At 70.5% G+C, this 13,350-nt stretch carries 11 protein-coding genes; 6 read left to right on the forward strand and 5 right to left on the reverse strand.

Translation table 11 applies throughout. The features are described from left to right. Positions 1–728, forward strand: a 728-nt coding sequence (locus tag AOK16_RS17790) for a PstS family phosphate ABC transporter substrate-binding protein (RefSeq protein ID WP_055473227.1), incomplete at its 5' end; no start/stop codon positions are given. A 28-nt stretch (positions 729–756) separates the two neighbouring features. Here the strand turns inward: AOK16_RS17790 and AOK16_RS17795 are convergent. The 3 genes from AOK16_RS17795 to AOK16_RS17805 form a co-directional block, all read right to left on the reverse strand. After that, entirely contained in the window at positions 757–2,574 is a 1,818-nt protein-coding gene (locus AOK16_RS17795) for a hypothetical protein (RefSeq protein ID WP_055473228.1), read from the reverse strand. 291 nt (positions 2,575–2,865) lie between these two features. Continuing rightward, positions 2,866–3,570, reverse strand: a complete 705-nt coding sequence (locus tag AOK16_RS17800; RefSeq protein WP_055473229.1) for a L,D-transpeptidase family protein — start codon at positions 3,568–3,570, stop codon at positions 2,866–2,868. Between the two features lie 227 nt (positions 3,571–3,797). Beyond that, positions 3,798–6,098: a D-alanyl-D-alanine carboxypeptidase gene (locus tag AOK16_RS17805; protein WP_055473230.1), complete on the reverse strand. Its 2,301-nt coding sequence runs from the start codon at positions 6,096–6,098 to the stop codon at positions 3,798–3,800. A gap of 180 nt (positions 6,099–6,278) precedes the next feature. On the opposite strand from AOK16_RS17805, the gene AOK16_RS17810 reads away from it, so the two are divergent. The 3 genes from AOK16_RS17810 to AOK16_RS17820 all read left to right on the forward strand — a co-directional run bounded on the left by AOK16_RS17810 (position 6,279) and on the right by AOK16_RS17820 (position 8,798). Continuing rightward, entirely contained in the window at positions 6,279–7,004 is a 726-nt protein-coding gene (locus AOK16_RS17810; RefSeq protein ID WP_055473231.1) for a GOLPH3/VPS74 family protein, read from the forward strand. Between the two features lie 403 nt (positions 7,005–7,407). Beyond that, positions 7,408–8,265, forward strand: a complete 858-nt coding sequence (locus AOK16_RS17815) for a helix-turn-helix domain-containing protein (protein WP_055473232.1) — start codon at positions 7,408–7,410, stop codon at positions 8,263–8,265. Between the two features lie 323 nt (positions 8,266–8,588). Beyond that, the gene (locus AOK16_RS17820; protein WP_055473236.1) at positions 8,589–8,798 is read left to right on the forward strand and encodes a DUF397 domain-containing protein; all 210 of its coding nucleotides are present in this window, start codon (positions 8,589–8,591) and stop codon (positions 8,796–8,798) included. Positions 8,799–9,009: 211 nt separating this feature from the next. On the opposite strand, the gene AOK16_RS17825 is transcribed toward AOK16_RS17820, so the two are convergent. Further along, positions 9,010–9,852 (reverse strand): hypothetical protein, encoded by an 843-nt coding sequence (locus AOK16_RS17825; protein ID WP_055473233.1) that lies wholly within the window; start codon positions 9,850–9,852, stop codon positions 9,010–9,012. Between the two features lie 147 nt (positions 9,853–9,999). On the opposite strand from AOK16_RS17825, the gene AOK16_RS17830 reads away from it, so the two are divergent. Both AOK16_RS17830 and AOK16_RS17835 read left to right on the forward strand, forming a co-directional pair. Continuing rightward, a complete protein-coding gene (locus AOK16_RS17830) occupies positions 10,000–10,785 on the forward strand; it encodes an SDR family oxidoreductase (protein WP_055473234.1) in 786 nt (261 codons plus the stop codon). Between the two features lie 403 nt (positions 10,786–11,188). Then, the gene (locus AOK16_RS17835; RefSeq protein WP_055473235.1) at positions 11,189–12,769 is read left to right on the forward strand and encodes a sodium:solute symporter family protein; all 1,581 of its coding nucleotides are present in this window, start codon (positions 11,189–11,191) and stop codon (positions 12,767–12,769) included. Positions 12,770–12,898: 129 nt separating this feature from the next. Here AOK16_RS17835 and AOK16_RS17840 read toward each other — a convergent pair. After that, a partial coding sequence (locus AOK16_RS17840) for an ADP-ribosylglycohydrolase family protein (RefSeq protein ID WP_169790907.1) occupies positions 12,899–13,350 on the reverse strand: 452 nt, incomplete at its 5' end.

Genomic DNA, 13,350 nt, shown 5'->3' on the forward strand with positions numbered 1-13,350 from the left:
GTACAGGTGCGCGTGCGGGCGGAGGCGGCGGTACGGGCGCCGGCGACGGCAGCGTGAACGACCGGCTGGCCTTCTCCGACGGCGTCAAGGCCGACGGGTACCCGCGGCTCCTGCCGCGGCCCATCGCCTTCTCCCTCTTCACCCTCGTCGTCAGCGAGGAGGCGGGCGTCGAGGACCTGTCCCTGGCGCAGATACGGCGGCTCTACGCGGGGGACATCGCCAACTGGAAGGAGATCGGCGGGAACGACCTGCCGGTACGGCTCGTCGGCCGGTACTCCAACTCCGGTACGCGCAAGACCTTCGAGGAGCGGATCCTGGACGGGCGGCGCGAGCCGGGCGACACCTCCGACGACTGCCGCGACCTGGCCTCCGGCGCGCCGCGCGGCCTCGTACGCTGCGCGCGCGGCTCGACCGACGAGGTGCTGGACGCCGTGGCCCGCACGCCCGGCGCCCTCGGCTACAGCGAGGTCGGGGCCGCGGCGGACCGCGACGACCTGCGGCTCGTCCGCATCGACGGCCACCGGGCGGACCTGGCGGGAGCGGACCGCGGGGCGTACCCGTTCTGGCAGACCGAGTACGCCTACACGTACGGCGAGCCCGCGGCCGACTCGCTCGCCGCCAGCTTCCTGCGCTATCTGACGAACGAGGTCGGCCAGGACGTCGTCCGCTCCCACGGGCACCGGCCCTGCGCGGAGTTGCGCAATCCGGTGCTGTGCCGGCCGTCGTGACCCCACCCGGCGCATGGTCCGCCGGGGCTCAGTCCACCTCTGGGCAGGGGGTTCCCCGCGGGAGTTGGTAGGGAGCCGCGATGCGGTACGTGCCGGGGCGAGGGGCGTGCAGGAGGGTCCAGGTGTCCTGTGGCTCGCCGTCGGGGACGGCCCGCGGCTCCTGGCGGGTCAGGCAGCCGTGCACGTTCCGGAAATCGTCGCCGGCCGCGTTCTTCCGCGGCGGCGGGACACCCTTGCCCTTGCGGTCGACCAGGCCCAGCCACGGGGAGTACGGGATGCGGATCAGGACCGGACCCGCCGACCGCACGGTGACGACCAGTTCACCCGCGTCGGCGCGCTCGACCGTGGCGGGCGGATCGGCCATCGGCACCGGGTCGGCCACGCGGTAGAGCTTCCAGTTGGCGTCGGACCACACCGGCTTCAGATAGCGCTGGCCACCCGCGACCAACTCGGCCTCGGCACGCCCGGCTTCGTCCGGCCGGTCGCTCGGCAGCACCACGTACCGCACGGCCCAGCGCTTCAGCCAGGCGTGGTAGCTCTTGGCGGTGAGCATCCCCTCCTCGTAGAACAGCGGGTTCCGCTCGCGGTCGGCCTGCCGGTTCCAGCCGCGCGCGAGGTTCACGTACGGCGCGAGCGCGGATGCCTCTCGGTGGCTGCGGGCGGGGACCACCTCGACGCGGCCGCGCTCGGCGTCCACACGTTGCAAACGGTCGACGAGCGGCGCGAGTTCCCGCGCCCAGGAAGCGGCGGGGGTCGTGTTGACGACATCGTCGATCGTCTTGGCCGTCTGCCAGAGCGTGATCGCGACGAAGGCCGCCAGCAGCGCGTACCAGTGGCGGGAGCGCCGTACGGTCCAGGGCAGCGCGGCAATGAAGGGGATGCCCGCGAAGACCAGCGCGAAGCGGGTGACGTTGCTGCCGATCTGCGAGTCCACGAGCCACGTGAGCAGCGTGCCGAGGGCGTAGACGCCGGAGGCGATCCGCACCGTGCGCCACCGCTTCGGCATCAGCACCACCGCCGCCACCCCGCACAGGAACGGCAGCACCAGCGAGCCGAACTCCATCGGTTGCATGCCGGAGAAGGGGAACAGCCAGGCCGAAAGACCCACCACGGCCGCGGGCGTGACCCCGAGGACGTACGCGGCGAGCCTGCGGCGGTCGAGGAAGAGCGCGACCGCCACGACCCCGAGGAACAGCCCCGCGACCGGGCTGGCCGCCGTGGCCAGCGCCGCAAGCAGCGCGGCGGCGGCCGCCCGCGCGACCATCCGGCCGCGCGTCCGCCAGGTGTCCTCGCGCGGCCAGGAGAAGATCACGGCGACCGCGCCGAGCGCGAACATCGTGCCGAGCCCGAACGTCACCCGCCCCGAGATCGCGTTGCAGGTGAGCGCGAACGCGCCCGCGAGCGCGGGTGCCAACGGGCGCCTTATGTCCGGGCTACGGGCGAGGAGCAGCGCGAGCAGCCCGCTGGAGAGAGTGCCCGCGACCATCATCGTGGTGCGCACCCCGAGCACGTGCATGAGGTACGGCGAGATGACGCTGTACGAGACGGGGTGCATCCCGCCGTACCACGCGAGGTTGTACGCCGAGTCGGGGTGGCGCCCGACGAACTCCGCCCACGCGTCCTGGGCGGCCAGGTCACCGCCGCTGTTCGCGAAGAGCATCACCCATGCCACGTGCAGCACCGCGGCCACCAGGAAGGTGAACAGGACCGGATGGGCGGAGGCTTGGCCCCGGAGCCACGGGAATCGGCCCCGGAACCGGGGGAGGCGGCCACGCGCGCGTGGGGCGGGCCCGGCCTCGCCGGTCGCGCGGTCCGCGCCGGAGCACCTCGGATCCACGGTAGTCACTCAGGTACTCCCCGTCTTTCCCGCAACCGGCCCCGAGCGGACGCCGCGACGACGCTAGCACGTGCTATGGGCCTGGCCCGGGCAGGTCACAACGTCGGAACGCCCCCCCCCGGCGTGAGGGACGGGAAGGCGTCCCGGAAGGTTGCCTCCAGGAGCAGCGGGGCGCCGGGCGCTCCCCGAAGAATTCCCCGCCGCGAGGGCGAGCCGGGGGCTCCCCGTACGGCGGAGAGTCCGGGTGCCTGCCCGACGGTGCCGGACTCACGGCGAGCCCGGCACCTCCGAAAGCGCCGCTCAGGTACCCGGCTTGCGACCGTAGACGTAGACGTCGTCGCCGTTCTTGAGCATGTTCCAGTAGGTCTTCGCGTCCCCGCCGCGCATGTTCACGCAGCCGTGGGAGCCCGGCGGGGACCACACGCTGCCCGCGATGGAGTGGAAGGCCTGGCCGCCGTCGAAGAACTGGCTGTACGGCATGCGGACGTCGTAGAGCGTCGACCAGTGGTTGATGGAGCGGTAGTAGACCTTCTTCAGGCCGGTGCGGGTCTCGTACTTGTCCCGTCCCGTGCGTACCGGCACCGGGCCGAACTTCAGGGTCTTGCCGTCCTGGATCCAGCTGAGCTGGCGCGTCAGGTCGACGCAGGCGATGCGGCCCTTGTTGGTCGGGCACTTGCCCGCCTTGTTGGGGTTGCTGCCCGCCGCCTTCTGCTGGTTCATCAGGTTCATCACGCCCCAGGTGACCGGCCCGGCGTAGCCGATGTTCGGGCTGATGCCGTGTTTGGTCTGGAACGCCCGGATCGCCGAGCAGTCGGCGGACGACTGCCTGCCGTCCACGGGCCGGCCGAGGAACTTCTCGACCTGCTTCTGGTACGGCCCGGTGCTCGTCGTGCAGGTCGCCGCCTGCGCGGGCGCGCCGCCGAGCGCGACCGACAGCGGGACGACCATGCCCGCGACTCCGAGCACCGCTCCTATTCGGCGGCGCGCGGCCCCCTGTGCCTTCATGATGCGCTCCCCACGTTCCCCTGGTGAGTGTGCGAACGAACGCCGAACGGGCGCCCGAACGAGTCCTGACACTCGTAGGACCGCGAAAGCGGCGGGGTGGTTGCCGGGAGACAGGTCGCGAGACGGCAACAGTTCGCCCCGGGCACACGGGTGCACCGGGGCGAACGGTCCGCGATCCGCCGCGGACCGCCTGGATCGGGACCAGCGGACCGCTCATATCGGGGACATCAGGCGATACGGGTCAACTTGCTCCCGAAGTCCGGCTCCACGAGGTCCTTCTGGAGCGCGACCGGCACCTTCACCTGGCCGGGACCGCTGCCCACGGTCAGCGTGCCGACGGCCGTACCCGCCTTGGCCTCGTGCGGAATCGCCTTTCCGCCGTCGGTGAGCTTCAAGTCCACGGTCAGGCCCGGCCAGCCGACCGCCGTCACGTCACGGGTCGCCACGACCGGCGTCGTACCGCCGAGCCCGTCGTCGACCTCGCCGACGACATCGCCCTTCTTGACGACCGTGCGCGAGATGAGCGCGTCCTGCGCCGCGTCGATCAGCTTCTTGCTCTCGGCGAGCACGGTGTCGATGATCGGCACCCCGTACTGGCCCAGCACCGCACCGATGATCATCTGCTTGGTGCCGCCGATGTTCTTCTCGGCCGCGAAGACGAGGTTGCCGCCGGCGCTCGATGTCGTGCCGGTCTTGATGCCGACGACGCCGTCGAGCGGGACGAGCCCGTTCCAGTTCCGGTGGCTCTTGTCCTTGGCGTCGGTGTACGAGGGCTGGCGCACGATCGCGCGGAACAGCGGGTCGGTCATGGCCTTCTTGGCCAGTTTGACCTGGTCGACGGCGGTGCTCACGGTCTCCCGGCGCAACCCGCTGGGGTCGGTGTACGTGGTGTTCGTCATGCCCAGGTCCTTGGCGGCGTCGTTCATCTTCTTGACGAACGCCTTCTCGGAACCGGCGTCCCAACGGGCCAGCAGCCGCGCGATGTTGTTCGCGGAAGCAATCATGATGGCGTCGATCGCCTCGCGCTGCGAGATCTTGTCACCCTCGGAGACCTCGACGACGGACTCGCCGTCGGCGCCCAGCTTCGCGTCGTCGGCCGCCTTCTTGTCGATGTCGATCAAGGGGCCCTTGGTGCCCGGCTTGAGCGGGTGGTCGCGCAGGATCACGTAGGCCGTCATCACCTTCGCGACGCTCGCGATCGCCCGCGGCTTCTCCTCGCCGCGCTTGCCGAAGCTGCCGAGCCCCTCCACGTCGACCACCGCCTGACCCTCGGACGGCCACGGCATGCTCGGCTTCGCGCCGTCGAACGCGTACGTCTCCTCCGCCGTCAGCGCCAGCGACGGCTCGGGGAGCGGGCGCAGCGCCTGCACGGTCGCGAAGACGATCGCGAGCAGCACGGCGAGCGGCGTCCAGATCTTCACGCGCCGGACGGCGGTGCGCAGCGGCGTCTCGGGCGGCGGCGGGGTGTTGGTGAGCTGCGCGAGCAGATCGAGCGGCGCGGGGTCGGGCAGCGGCTGCTGCTTGGTGCGCTCGTACTCGGGAAGGCCGGACTGGGCGTCCGCGGAGGCGGGCTCGGGGGGCGCTGCCGCCTTGACGGCCGCTTCGGGCTCGGCGGCTGCCTCCGGCTTGGGGTCGGCCTTCGGCTTGGGGACCGTGGTCCGCTCGGCGCCCTGCTCGGCGGCTTTCCCGGAGTCCCGCTCGATGTCCTGCTCCTGCTTGGCGCTGAGGGCGGTCGCGCCCAGTGCCGTACGCGGCCTGCGGGACGCGTCGTCGGCGGACCGCAGCGGTACGAACTGGCTGGTGCGCTCCGACTCCGACTCCGCGGGCCGGGAAGGCCTGTCGTCCGCGGGACGGGAGGGCCTCTCGCCGCCCACGCGCCGCAGCGTGCCGAGGGCCGTCGTCGGCAGGTCCATGGGTTTCTTCGCGGGCCCACCGGCCGCCGGCTCGGAGTCCCGCGGGGCCTTCTCGGCGAGTTCCGGCCTCTTGCCGCCGTCGGCCTCGGGGCCGGGCTTGTCGTCCGCGTCGGAGCGGGGCGCCGAGCCGCGCTTGGGCAGGGCAGTGGTGGGCTTGTCGACCTGGAGTGCGGGCGCCTGCTTGGACGCCCGCTCCGCCTCGGGCTCGGGCTCGACGGGCTTCGCGGGCTCGGACGCCTCGGACGTGGAGGACGGCTCGGCCTCGGCCGCCGGCTTCACGTCCGCCTTCGCCGCCGCCTCCGGCTTCGGCCTGTCCGCGACCACGGGGGTGTCCGCCGTGGGGGTGTCGTCCGCCGACCCCAAGGGGTCGTCGCCGACGGACGCCGAGGCGACCCAGGCCGCGACGGCGGCGCGCAGCCGCGCGTCGCCCTGCTCCTCGATCTTCAGCTTCGGCACGGCCGCTCCGGACACCGCGCCCTTCCCCGCCTCCGACTCAGACTCCGACTCCGCGGAGTCGGCGAGCTCAGCGGCCTCGTCAGCCCCGGCCACAGCGACGGCCTCGGCCTCCGCCGACGACTTCTGCTGCTCCGACTTGTCCGGGGACTCGCCCGCCACCGATGCCTCCTTCGTCCTTGGCACTTCGACCCGTTCGCTCACACGCTCTATCAGTGTCCAGTGCCCGCGTGGTAGACGAGAACGACATACCTACTGGTTCCCATACAAAGCGCCCAGGCACTCTCGACAGACAAGTGTGAGAGGGGTCACCCTGTCATTCATCCACGCGGGGAGGCATGGATGGGCAGGAGCCGCAGAACAATTCCGGAGGAGCTTCTGCTGCTCGCTTTGGACCCGGCCACGGGTACCACGGCGCAGCCGCAGTCGCTCGACCTCGGCCTTGCCGGGGCCCAGCTAGTGGAGCTGGCTCTGGCAGGACGGATAGCCCCGGACGGGGATCGTATCGCCGTGGTGCTGCCACGGCCGACAGGAGATCCGACACTGGACTCGGCACTGGAGCTGTTGCGCCGTCGCGGCAGCCCGGTGCGGGCGGTCCACTGGATCGGCGGGCCCCGGCTGGGGCTGCGCCAGACGTATCTCGCGCACCTGGAGCGGTGCGGCATGGTGCATGCCGTGGCGGGTCAGATGTGCGGGGTGCTGCCGACGACTCGCTACCAGGCGACGGACACGGCGATCAGCCGGGAGATCAAGGCCCGGCTCGACAGTGCGATCCGCACCGGCGTACCGCCGGACCCGCGGACCGCGGCGCTCGCCGCGCTGGCCCACGCGGTCGGCCTCGGCAAGCATCTGTACCCCGGTAACGAGGGGCGGTCCTCCCGCTCCCGGCTCCGGGACCTCATCAGGCACGACCCGATGGGCGGCCTGGTCGCGCACGCGGTGATGGACGTGCAGAACGGGGTCGCGCAGCAGCCACGGCGCACTCCGGCGCGGCCGAACGCGGGCGACCGCTCCGGCGTCCCGGTCCAGTCCCGGCACGGGGGCATGGCCCGCGCCGCGGTCCACTAGGACCGCACCACCGCCCGCTCCACAACCGCTCAACACCCGGAAAAACAACAGCAGTTACGTTTCATCAATCCCCACTCCACCGCAACCCGGTTCGGGAGCCGCCGAATCGCGCACGGGGTGGCGGGCCCGGTCGTCCCGAACGACGGCCGGACCCGCCACCCCGTGCGTGCGCCCGCCGCAAATACCGCAACTGCACTCGTACACGTACGCATTGCCGCTCGTACGGCGTTCGTACGCAGCTGTACGCACTCATCCGTAGGCGTCCAGACGAGGAGCGTACGGCGCGCCTCCATAGCCTCATGTACTCGGGCCGGGACCCTCTGTTGTCATTTCCCAGCGCCACTCCGCCCAGGAGTGGCAATCTGCTGGGCAAACAACAGTGCAACCCGGAGGTGCAGCACCCGTGGCGTCCAACGTCAATCCCACTGTCAGGCGACGCCGGTTGGGTCAGGAGTTGCGCAGGCTCCGCGAGCTCAAGGGCATGACGGCCGAGGAGGTCGCCGAGCGGCTGCTGGTCTCCCAGTCGAAGATCAGCCGCCTGGAGAACGGCCGCCGGAGCATCAGCCAGCGGGACGTACGCGATCTGTGCAGCGTCTACGAGGTCGAGGACCACCGGGTCGTCGACTCGCTGATGCAGATGGCCAAGGACTCCCGCCAGCAGGGCTGGTGGCACGCCTTCGGCGACATCCCGTACAGCGTCTACATCGGCCTGGAGACGGACGCCGCCTCGCTGCGCGTCTACGAATCGCTCATCGTGCCCGGCCTGCTGCAGACGCGGGACTACGCCGAGGCGGTGATCTCGGGGATGTGGCCGGAGGCCACGCCCGCCGAGGTGGAGAAGCGCATCCAGGTCCGGCTCAAGCGGCAGGACCGGCTCAGCGACCCGGACGGGCCGCTGCGGTTCTGGGCCGTCATCGACGAAGCGCTGCTGCGCCGCGTCGTGGGCACCGAGCGCATCATGGCCGACCAGCTGGAGCACCTGGCGCAGCTGAGCGCCCAGCCCCACGTGACGCTCCAGGTGCTGCCGTACAGCGTGGGCGCGCACCCGGGCATGTACGGCAAGTTCGCGATCCTGGAGTTCGCGGACGCGCTGGACGCCAGCGTCGTCTACCTCGAGGGCGTCACCAGCGACCTGTACCTGGAGAAGGCCAACGACGTGCAGAGCTACACGGTGATGTACGAGCATCTGCGCGCCAAGGCGCTGAGTGCCGAGCAGTCCCGGGAGTTCATCCTCCAGGTGGCCGCCGAGTACGCGCACTGACCCCGCTCCGCCAGGGCTGACCCCCAACTCCGCCAGGAGCGAAGAGGGCGCTGGGGAGCACTGGGTGGCGCACGGCCGGGGGCCCGTGGGGCATCCCTGGGGCATCCCCTGGAGCACTCGGGCTTCACCCGAAGCCAGGCCGGGCACTTTACACCCATGCACCAGCCCGAGAAGAGACCGATGGAATATGCCATCCAGTCGGGTGAACGGCCCCTGCCGAAAGCCCCGTTGCGGCGTAGCGTCGATCACATCACATCCGCCGTCCCATACGGCGCTCGGGGGAAGTGCAGTACCCAACCACCAGCACAACCATCGGAGTGATCATGCAGAGTCGGCAGTACGCGCTCGCGCAATGGACCAAGTCCTCGTACTCGGCGGTGAACGGCGACTGCGTCGAGGTCAGGGCTCAAGGCGCCCGTACGGTCTCCGTTCGCGATTCGAAGGACCCGCAGGGGCCCGTACTCGACTTCTCCCCCCAGACCTGGACCGCCTTCGTCCAGGGCGTGACCCAGGGCTCGTTCGGCACCGCCTGACGGGTACCGCACACCACAACGATCGGCACAAGCACGCGCAAGGCCCTCTCGACTGGCCCGCCGTCCCGGCCGAGGGGGCTGCTTGCCGAGGTCGCTCCTCTCCACGCGGGTCGAGCCGCGCCCGGCCGGCTCCAGCGGAGCCCGTCTGCGTAACGGTTCAGCGGAGCCCGTCTGCGTAACGGGTCCCGCGAAGCCCGTCCACATAGCAGGTTCAGCGGAGCTCGTCCACGTAGCGGTCCGTTCCCGGGACGGTCGGGATGAACGGCGCGACCAGTTCCACGCGCCCCAGCCCCGAGGCGGCCACCTCCTCGTCCAGTCCCCCGCAGACCTCGGTGAAGCACTCCCGGGGGTCGGCTTCCAGGAACCAGAGCAGGGTCAGCCTGGTGTCCACTCCCTCCACCTCCTTGACGTAAGCCATCCGATCTCCGGGCAGCGGGGTCGGCCGGAACACCGTGACCATGGCCGCCAGCGTTCCCCTGAGCCGCTTCGGCAGATGTCTGGACCGCAACCACTCCAGCAACTCCTCTCGTTGTTCCGGACTTTCGGTGTCGATGACCTCGACGACCAGGCCGGCATATGGGTGGTCAAGCGCGTGGAAGTCCCGCGGGCCGGCCGCCCCGTCCCGGTAGACGGTCGCCTCGTGGTCCTGGAAGGCCGTGAAGACGTGTGTCCGCGCCTGGTGGACGCGGCCGTCCCGGTTGAGCCGCTTGTTGATGGACACGGTCCACCGCATGTGTTCGTCGTAGCGGCCCTCGGTGAGCCAGTAGACCGTGATGTAGCACCCCGCCGTCACGGGCCGGGCGACCGCGGACTCCTCCGGGTAGCGCAGCTGCTGGAGTTCGCGGGTGGCGACCCAGCGGCGGCCGGCGTAGATCCACGGCATGGCCATCGCACCGGCGATGAAGTGGTCATCCTCGTACCAGCGGTTGTACGCGTACTCGTGGCCCGGGTGGGGCTCGACCATGGTGATCAGCGCGTGCCCCGGCCGGACCCCGTATGCCCCGACGGATGCCAGTTCCGCGTAGACCGGGCTGCGCGTGTCGTCGTCAGTCATGGCAACAGGTGTAGCTGACGCTATATCAGATGTGGAGGGGTGCGGAGTCTGGCCTTCTCCGGCGGCCCGATCTACTCTGACGCGGCGTCAGTTATCTCCCGCCGCCCCCACCCCTTGTTCGACACCGGACCCGCACCGGAGGCGACCATGCTGCTGCGAGGCAAGACCGTCATCGTGTCCGGGGTCGGCGCGGGGCTCGGCCACCAGGTGGCCGCGGCGGTGGTACGGGACGGGGCGAACGCCGTGCTGGGGGCCCGCACGGAGGCGAACCTCGCCAAGGCGGCAGCCAAGATCGCCCCCTCCGGGGAGCGGACCGCCTGGCTTGCCACCGATATCGGAGACGAGGCGCAGTGCGCGGCGCTGGCCGCGCTGGCGGCCGAGCGGTTCGGCGGGGTGGACGCGGTGATCCATGTGGCGGCGATGGACGCCTACTTCGGCGGCCTGGAGGATGCCGACTTCGCCTCGTGGCAGAAGGTCCTGGACGTGAACCTGCTGGGGACCCTGCGGATGACACGGGCCTGCCTGGCGTCGATGAAGGCGCGCGGCGGCGGCTCGGTCGTCATCATCGGCACACAGTCCTCGGTGGCCGCGCCCACGCAGGTCCAGCAGGCGGCCTACGCGGCGTCGAAGGGGGCTCTCGTCTCCGCGATGTACTCCCTGGCACGGGAACTGGGGCCGCACCGGATCCGGGTCAACACCGTGCAGCCCGGCTGGATGTGGGGCCCGCCGGTGCAGGCGTACGTGCAGTTCACAGCGCACACCGAGGGCGTGGGCGAGGACGAGGTGCTGGGGAGGCTCACCGATCGCATGGCCCTGCCGGAGCTGGCGACGGACGGGGACGTGGCGGAGGCCGCGGCCTTCCTCGCCTCCGACCGAGCGCGCGCGATCACCGGCCAGTCGCTGCTCGTCAACGCGGGTGAGCTGATGCGCTGAGCTGGGGAGCCCGCCCTGCGGAACGGACTGATGGGCTGTCGTGTACTGCTCGTCGTTTCCCTTCATGCCATTGATACACCGCTCGACCGCACGGGGTTCCCGCATCCCGCCGAATCTTCCGAACTCCTCCTCTGCCGCCGCGTTTTCGGCCTTCCTGATGGCGAAGTGCCCGATCATCGTGTGTTCCCGATCACGCCGAGGACAACGCCCGGGGAGGTCAAGAACAAGCAAAGAGGTTCGGATATTGGATCGACGTTCACATCCCTGACCTGACTCACTCTTGACCGCCCACCCGAACAAGCGGTTCAATCCCCGCGTCCCCAACTCCCGTACGGGACACCGCCCGGCGACGTACTTGGCGAAGTGCGCTTCCCGTTCACAAGGCGGACCCCTGGAGGGGCACATGAACAGTCTCGACTGGGCCGTGCTCATCGGCTACTTCGGCGTCATGGTCGCGATCGGCCTCTGGTCGCACAAACGCGTCGACAACGTCAGCGACTTCTTCACCGCGGGCGGCAAGATGCCGTGGTGGCTGTCCGGCATCTCGCACCACATGTCCGGCTACAGCGCGGTGATGTTCACCGGCTACGCGGGCATCGCGTACACCTACGGCGTGACGTCCTTCGTCACCTGGTCCTTCCCGATCGCGCTGGGCATCGCCATCGGCTCCAAGCTGTTCGCGCCGCGCATCAACCGGCTGCGCTCGCGGTTGCACGTGGCCTCGCCGCTCGAATACCTGAAGAACCGCTACAACCTGCCGACCCAGCAGGCGCTCGCCTGGTCCGGCATGCTGCTGAAGATCGTGGACGTGGGCGCCAAATGGGCCGCCATCGCCACCCTGCTCTCCGTCTTCACCGGCATCTCCCTCAACCAGGGCATCCTCATCACGGGTGTGATCACCGGCATCTACTGCACCATCGGCGGCCTGTGGGCGGACGCGCTGACCGAACTCGGCCAGTTCGTGATCCAACTCCTCGCCGGCATCGCCATGTTCGTGGCGGTCGTCGCCAAGCTCGGCGACTTCGGCGGCTTCTTCGGCGTCTGGGACGAGCCGGCGTTGCAGGGTCACGCCAAACCGCTGGTGGGCCCGTACGGGACGGTGTTCCTGCTGGCGTTCCTGTTCATCAAGCTGTTCGAGTACAACGGCGGCATGCTCAACCAGGCCCAGCGCTACATGGCGACCGAGACCGGGCACGAGGCGGCGCGCTCGGCCCGGCTCTCGGCCGCCCTGTGGCTGGTCTGGCCGCTGGTGCTCTTCTTCCCCATGTGGATGTCGCCCCTGCTGGTGCAGGCGGAGAAGCCAGACGGCTCCGACTCCTATGCGCTGATGACCGAGCAGTTGCTGCCGCACGGGCTCCTGGGCCTGGTCATCGTCGGCTTCTTCTCGCACACGATGGCCATGTGCTCCTCGGACGCCAACGCGATCGCGGCCGTCTTCACCCGGGACGTGGCACCGGTGCTGTCCGCCAAGGCCCGACAGTGGACAGACCGCAGCGGGCTGATCGCCGCGCGCCTGGCGACCGTGGTCTTCCTCGCCCTGTCCATGGCGGTGGCCACCCAGGTCAACTCCCCCACCTTCAAGGACATCATCACGGTCGTCATCAAGTGGGTGGCCGGACTCATGGGCCCGATCGCGATCCCGATGATGCTCGGTCTGCTGCGCCAGTTCCGCCGTTCCGGCCCGACGGCCGCGCTCACCAGCTGGGGCTTCGGCCTGCTGGCATTCTGGCTGGTCAACTACCCGATCAACTGGAGCGTCGAGGGCGGGGTCCCGCTCCAGTACCAGGTCTCGATCCCGCTCGCGGTCTCCCTCGTCCTCTACGTCGTCGTCGGCTTCGTCAAGCCGGAGGACACCCCGGAGCGCGACGAGATCATCGCGAAGGTCGACTCCGACGGCGACGGCGGGACTTCGGGTGCCGCGGCCGCCGTTCCGGCGCCCGCCCAGCCGGGGGACAGGGTGGTCCCCGAGACGACGAAGGACTGATCCAGGCGTCCTGAGGTCCGGCCTCTCGGGAGGCCGGACCTCAGGGACCCGGATTCCCGTCAAGCGGCTTCACGCGCGCGGGTAAGCGGTGTCCACGGGCCGCCTGTTCGCGGGGTGCGGCAAGCGGCTTCACCCGCGCGGGTAGCGGGTCGGCCAGGCCGGGGAGGAGATACCCGGGCCGTGCAGGGCCGGGCCCTGGGTCATCTCCAGGGCGAAGTCGTCGGCCAGTTCCAGGATCGTCGCACGGCCCTCCAGTTCGGCCAGCCAGGTCGGCGGGAGGGCCGTTTCGCCGTGCAGGGTGCCGAGCAGGCTGCCGCAGATCGAGCCGGTGGAGTCGGAGTCACCGCTGTGGTTGACGGCCAGGAGCAGGCCGTGGCGCATGTCGTCGGCGACCAGGGCGCAGTAGACGGCGATTGCCAGGGCCTCCTCGGCCGTCCAGCCCGCACCGAGGGACTCGACCCGGGCCGCGGTCGGCAGGCCCTGGCGTACGGCGCCCAGGGCGCGCCGCAGCGCGTCCGAGGCCTCCTCGTGGCCGGGGCAGGTGGCGAGCTGGCGCAGGGCGCCCTGGACGGCGCCGTCCA

The sequence above is a fragment of the Streptomyces pathocidini genome (assembly GCF_001418495.1).
Taxonomy (GTDB): Bacteria; Actinomycetota; Actinomycetes; order Streptomycetales; family Streptomycetaceae; genus Streptomyces; species Streptomyces pathocidini.

Excerpts from the sequence above, each read along its gene's own strand:
- AOK16_RS17800 (WP_055473229.1), bottom strand. The coding sequence starts at position 3,570 with ATGAAGGCACAGGGGGCCGCGCGCCGCCGAATAGGAGCGGTGCTCGGA.
- AOK16_RS17810 (WP_055473231.1), top strand. The coding sequence starts at position 6,279 with ATGGGCAGGAGCCGCAGAACAATTCCGGAGGAGCTTCTGCTGCTCGCT.
- AOK16_RS17820 (WP_055473236.1), top strand. The coding sequence starts at position 8,589 with ATGCAGAGTCGGCAGTACGCGCTCGCGCAATGGACCAAGTCCTCGTAC.
- AOK16_RS17825 (WP_055473233.1), bottom strand. The coding sequence starts at position 9,852 with ATGACTGACGACGACACGCGCAGCCCGGTCTACGCGGAACTGGCATCC.
- AOK16_RS17830 (WP_055473234.1), top strand. The coding sequence starts at position 10,000 with ATGCTGCTGCGAGGCAAGACCGTCATCGTGTCCGGGGTCGGCGCGGGG.
- AOK16_RS17835 (WP_055473235.1), top strand. The coding sequence starts at position 11,189 with ATGAACAGTCTCGACTGGGCCGTGCTCATCGGCTACTTCGGCGTCATG.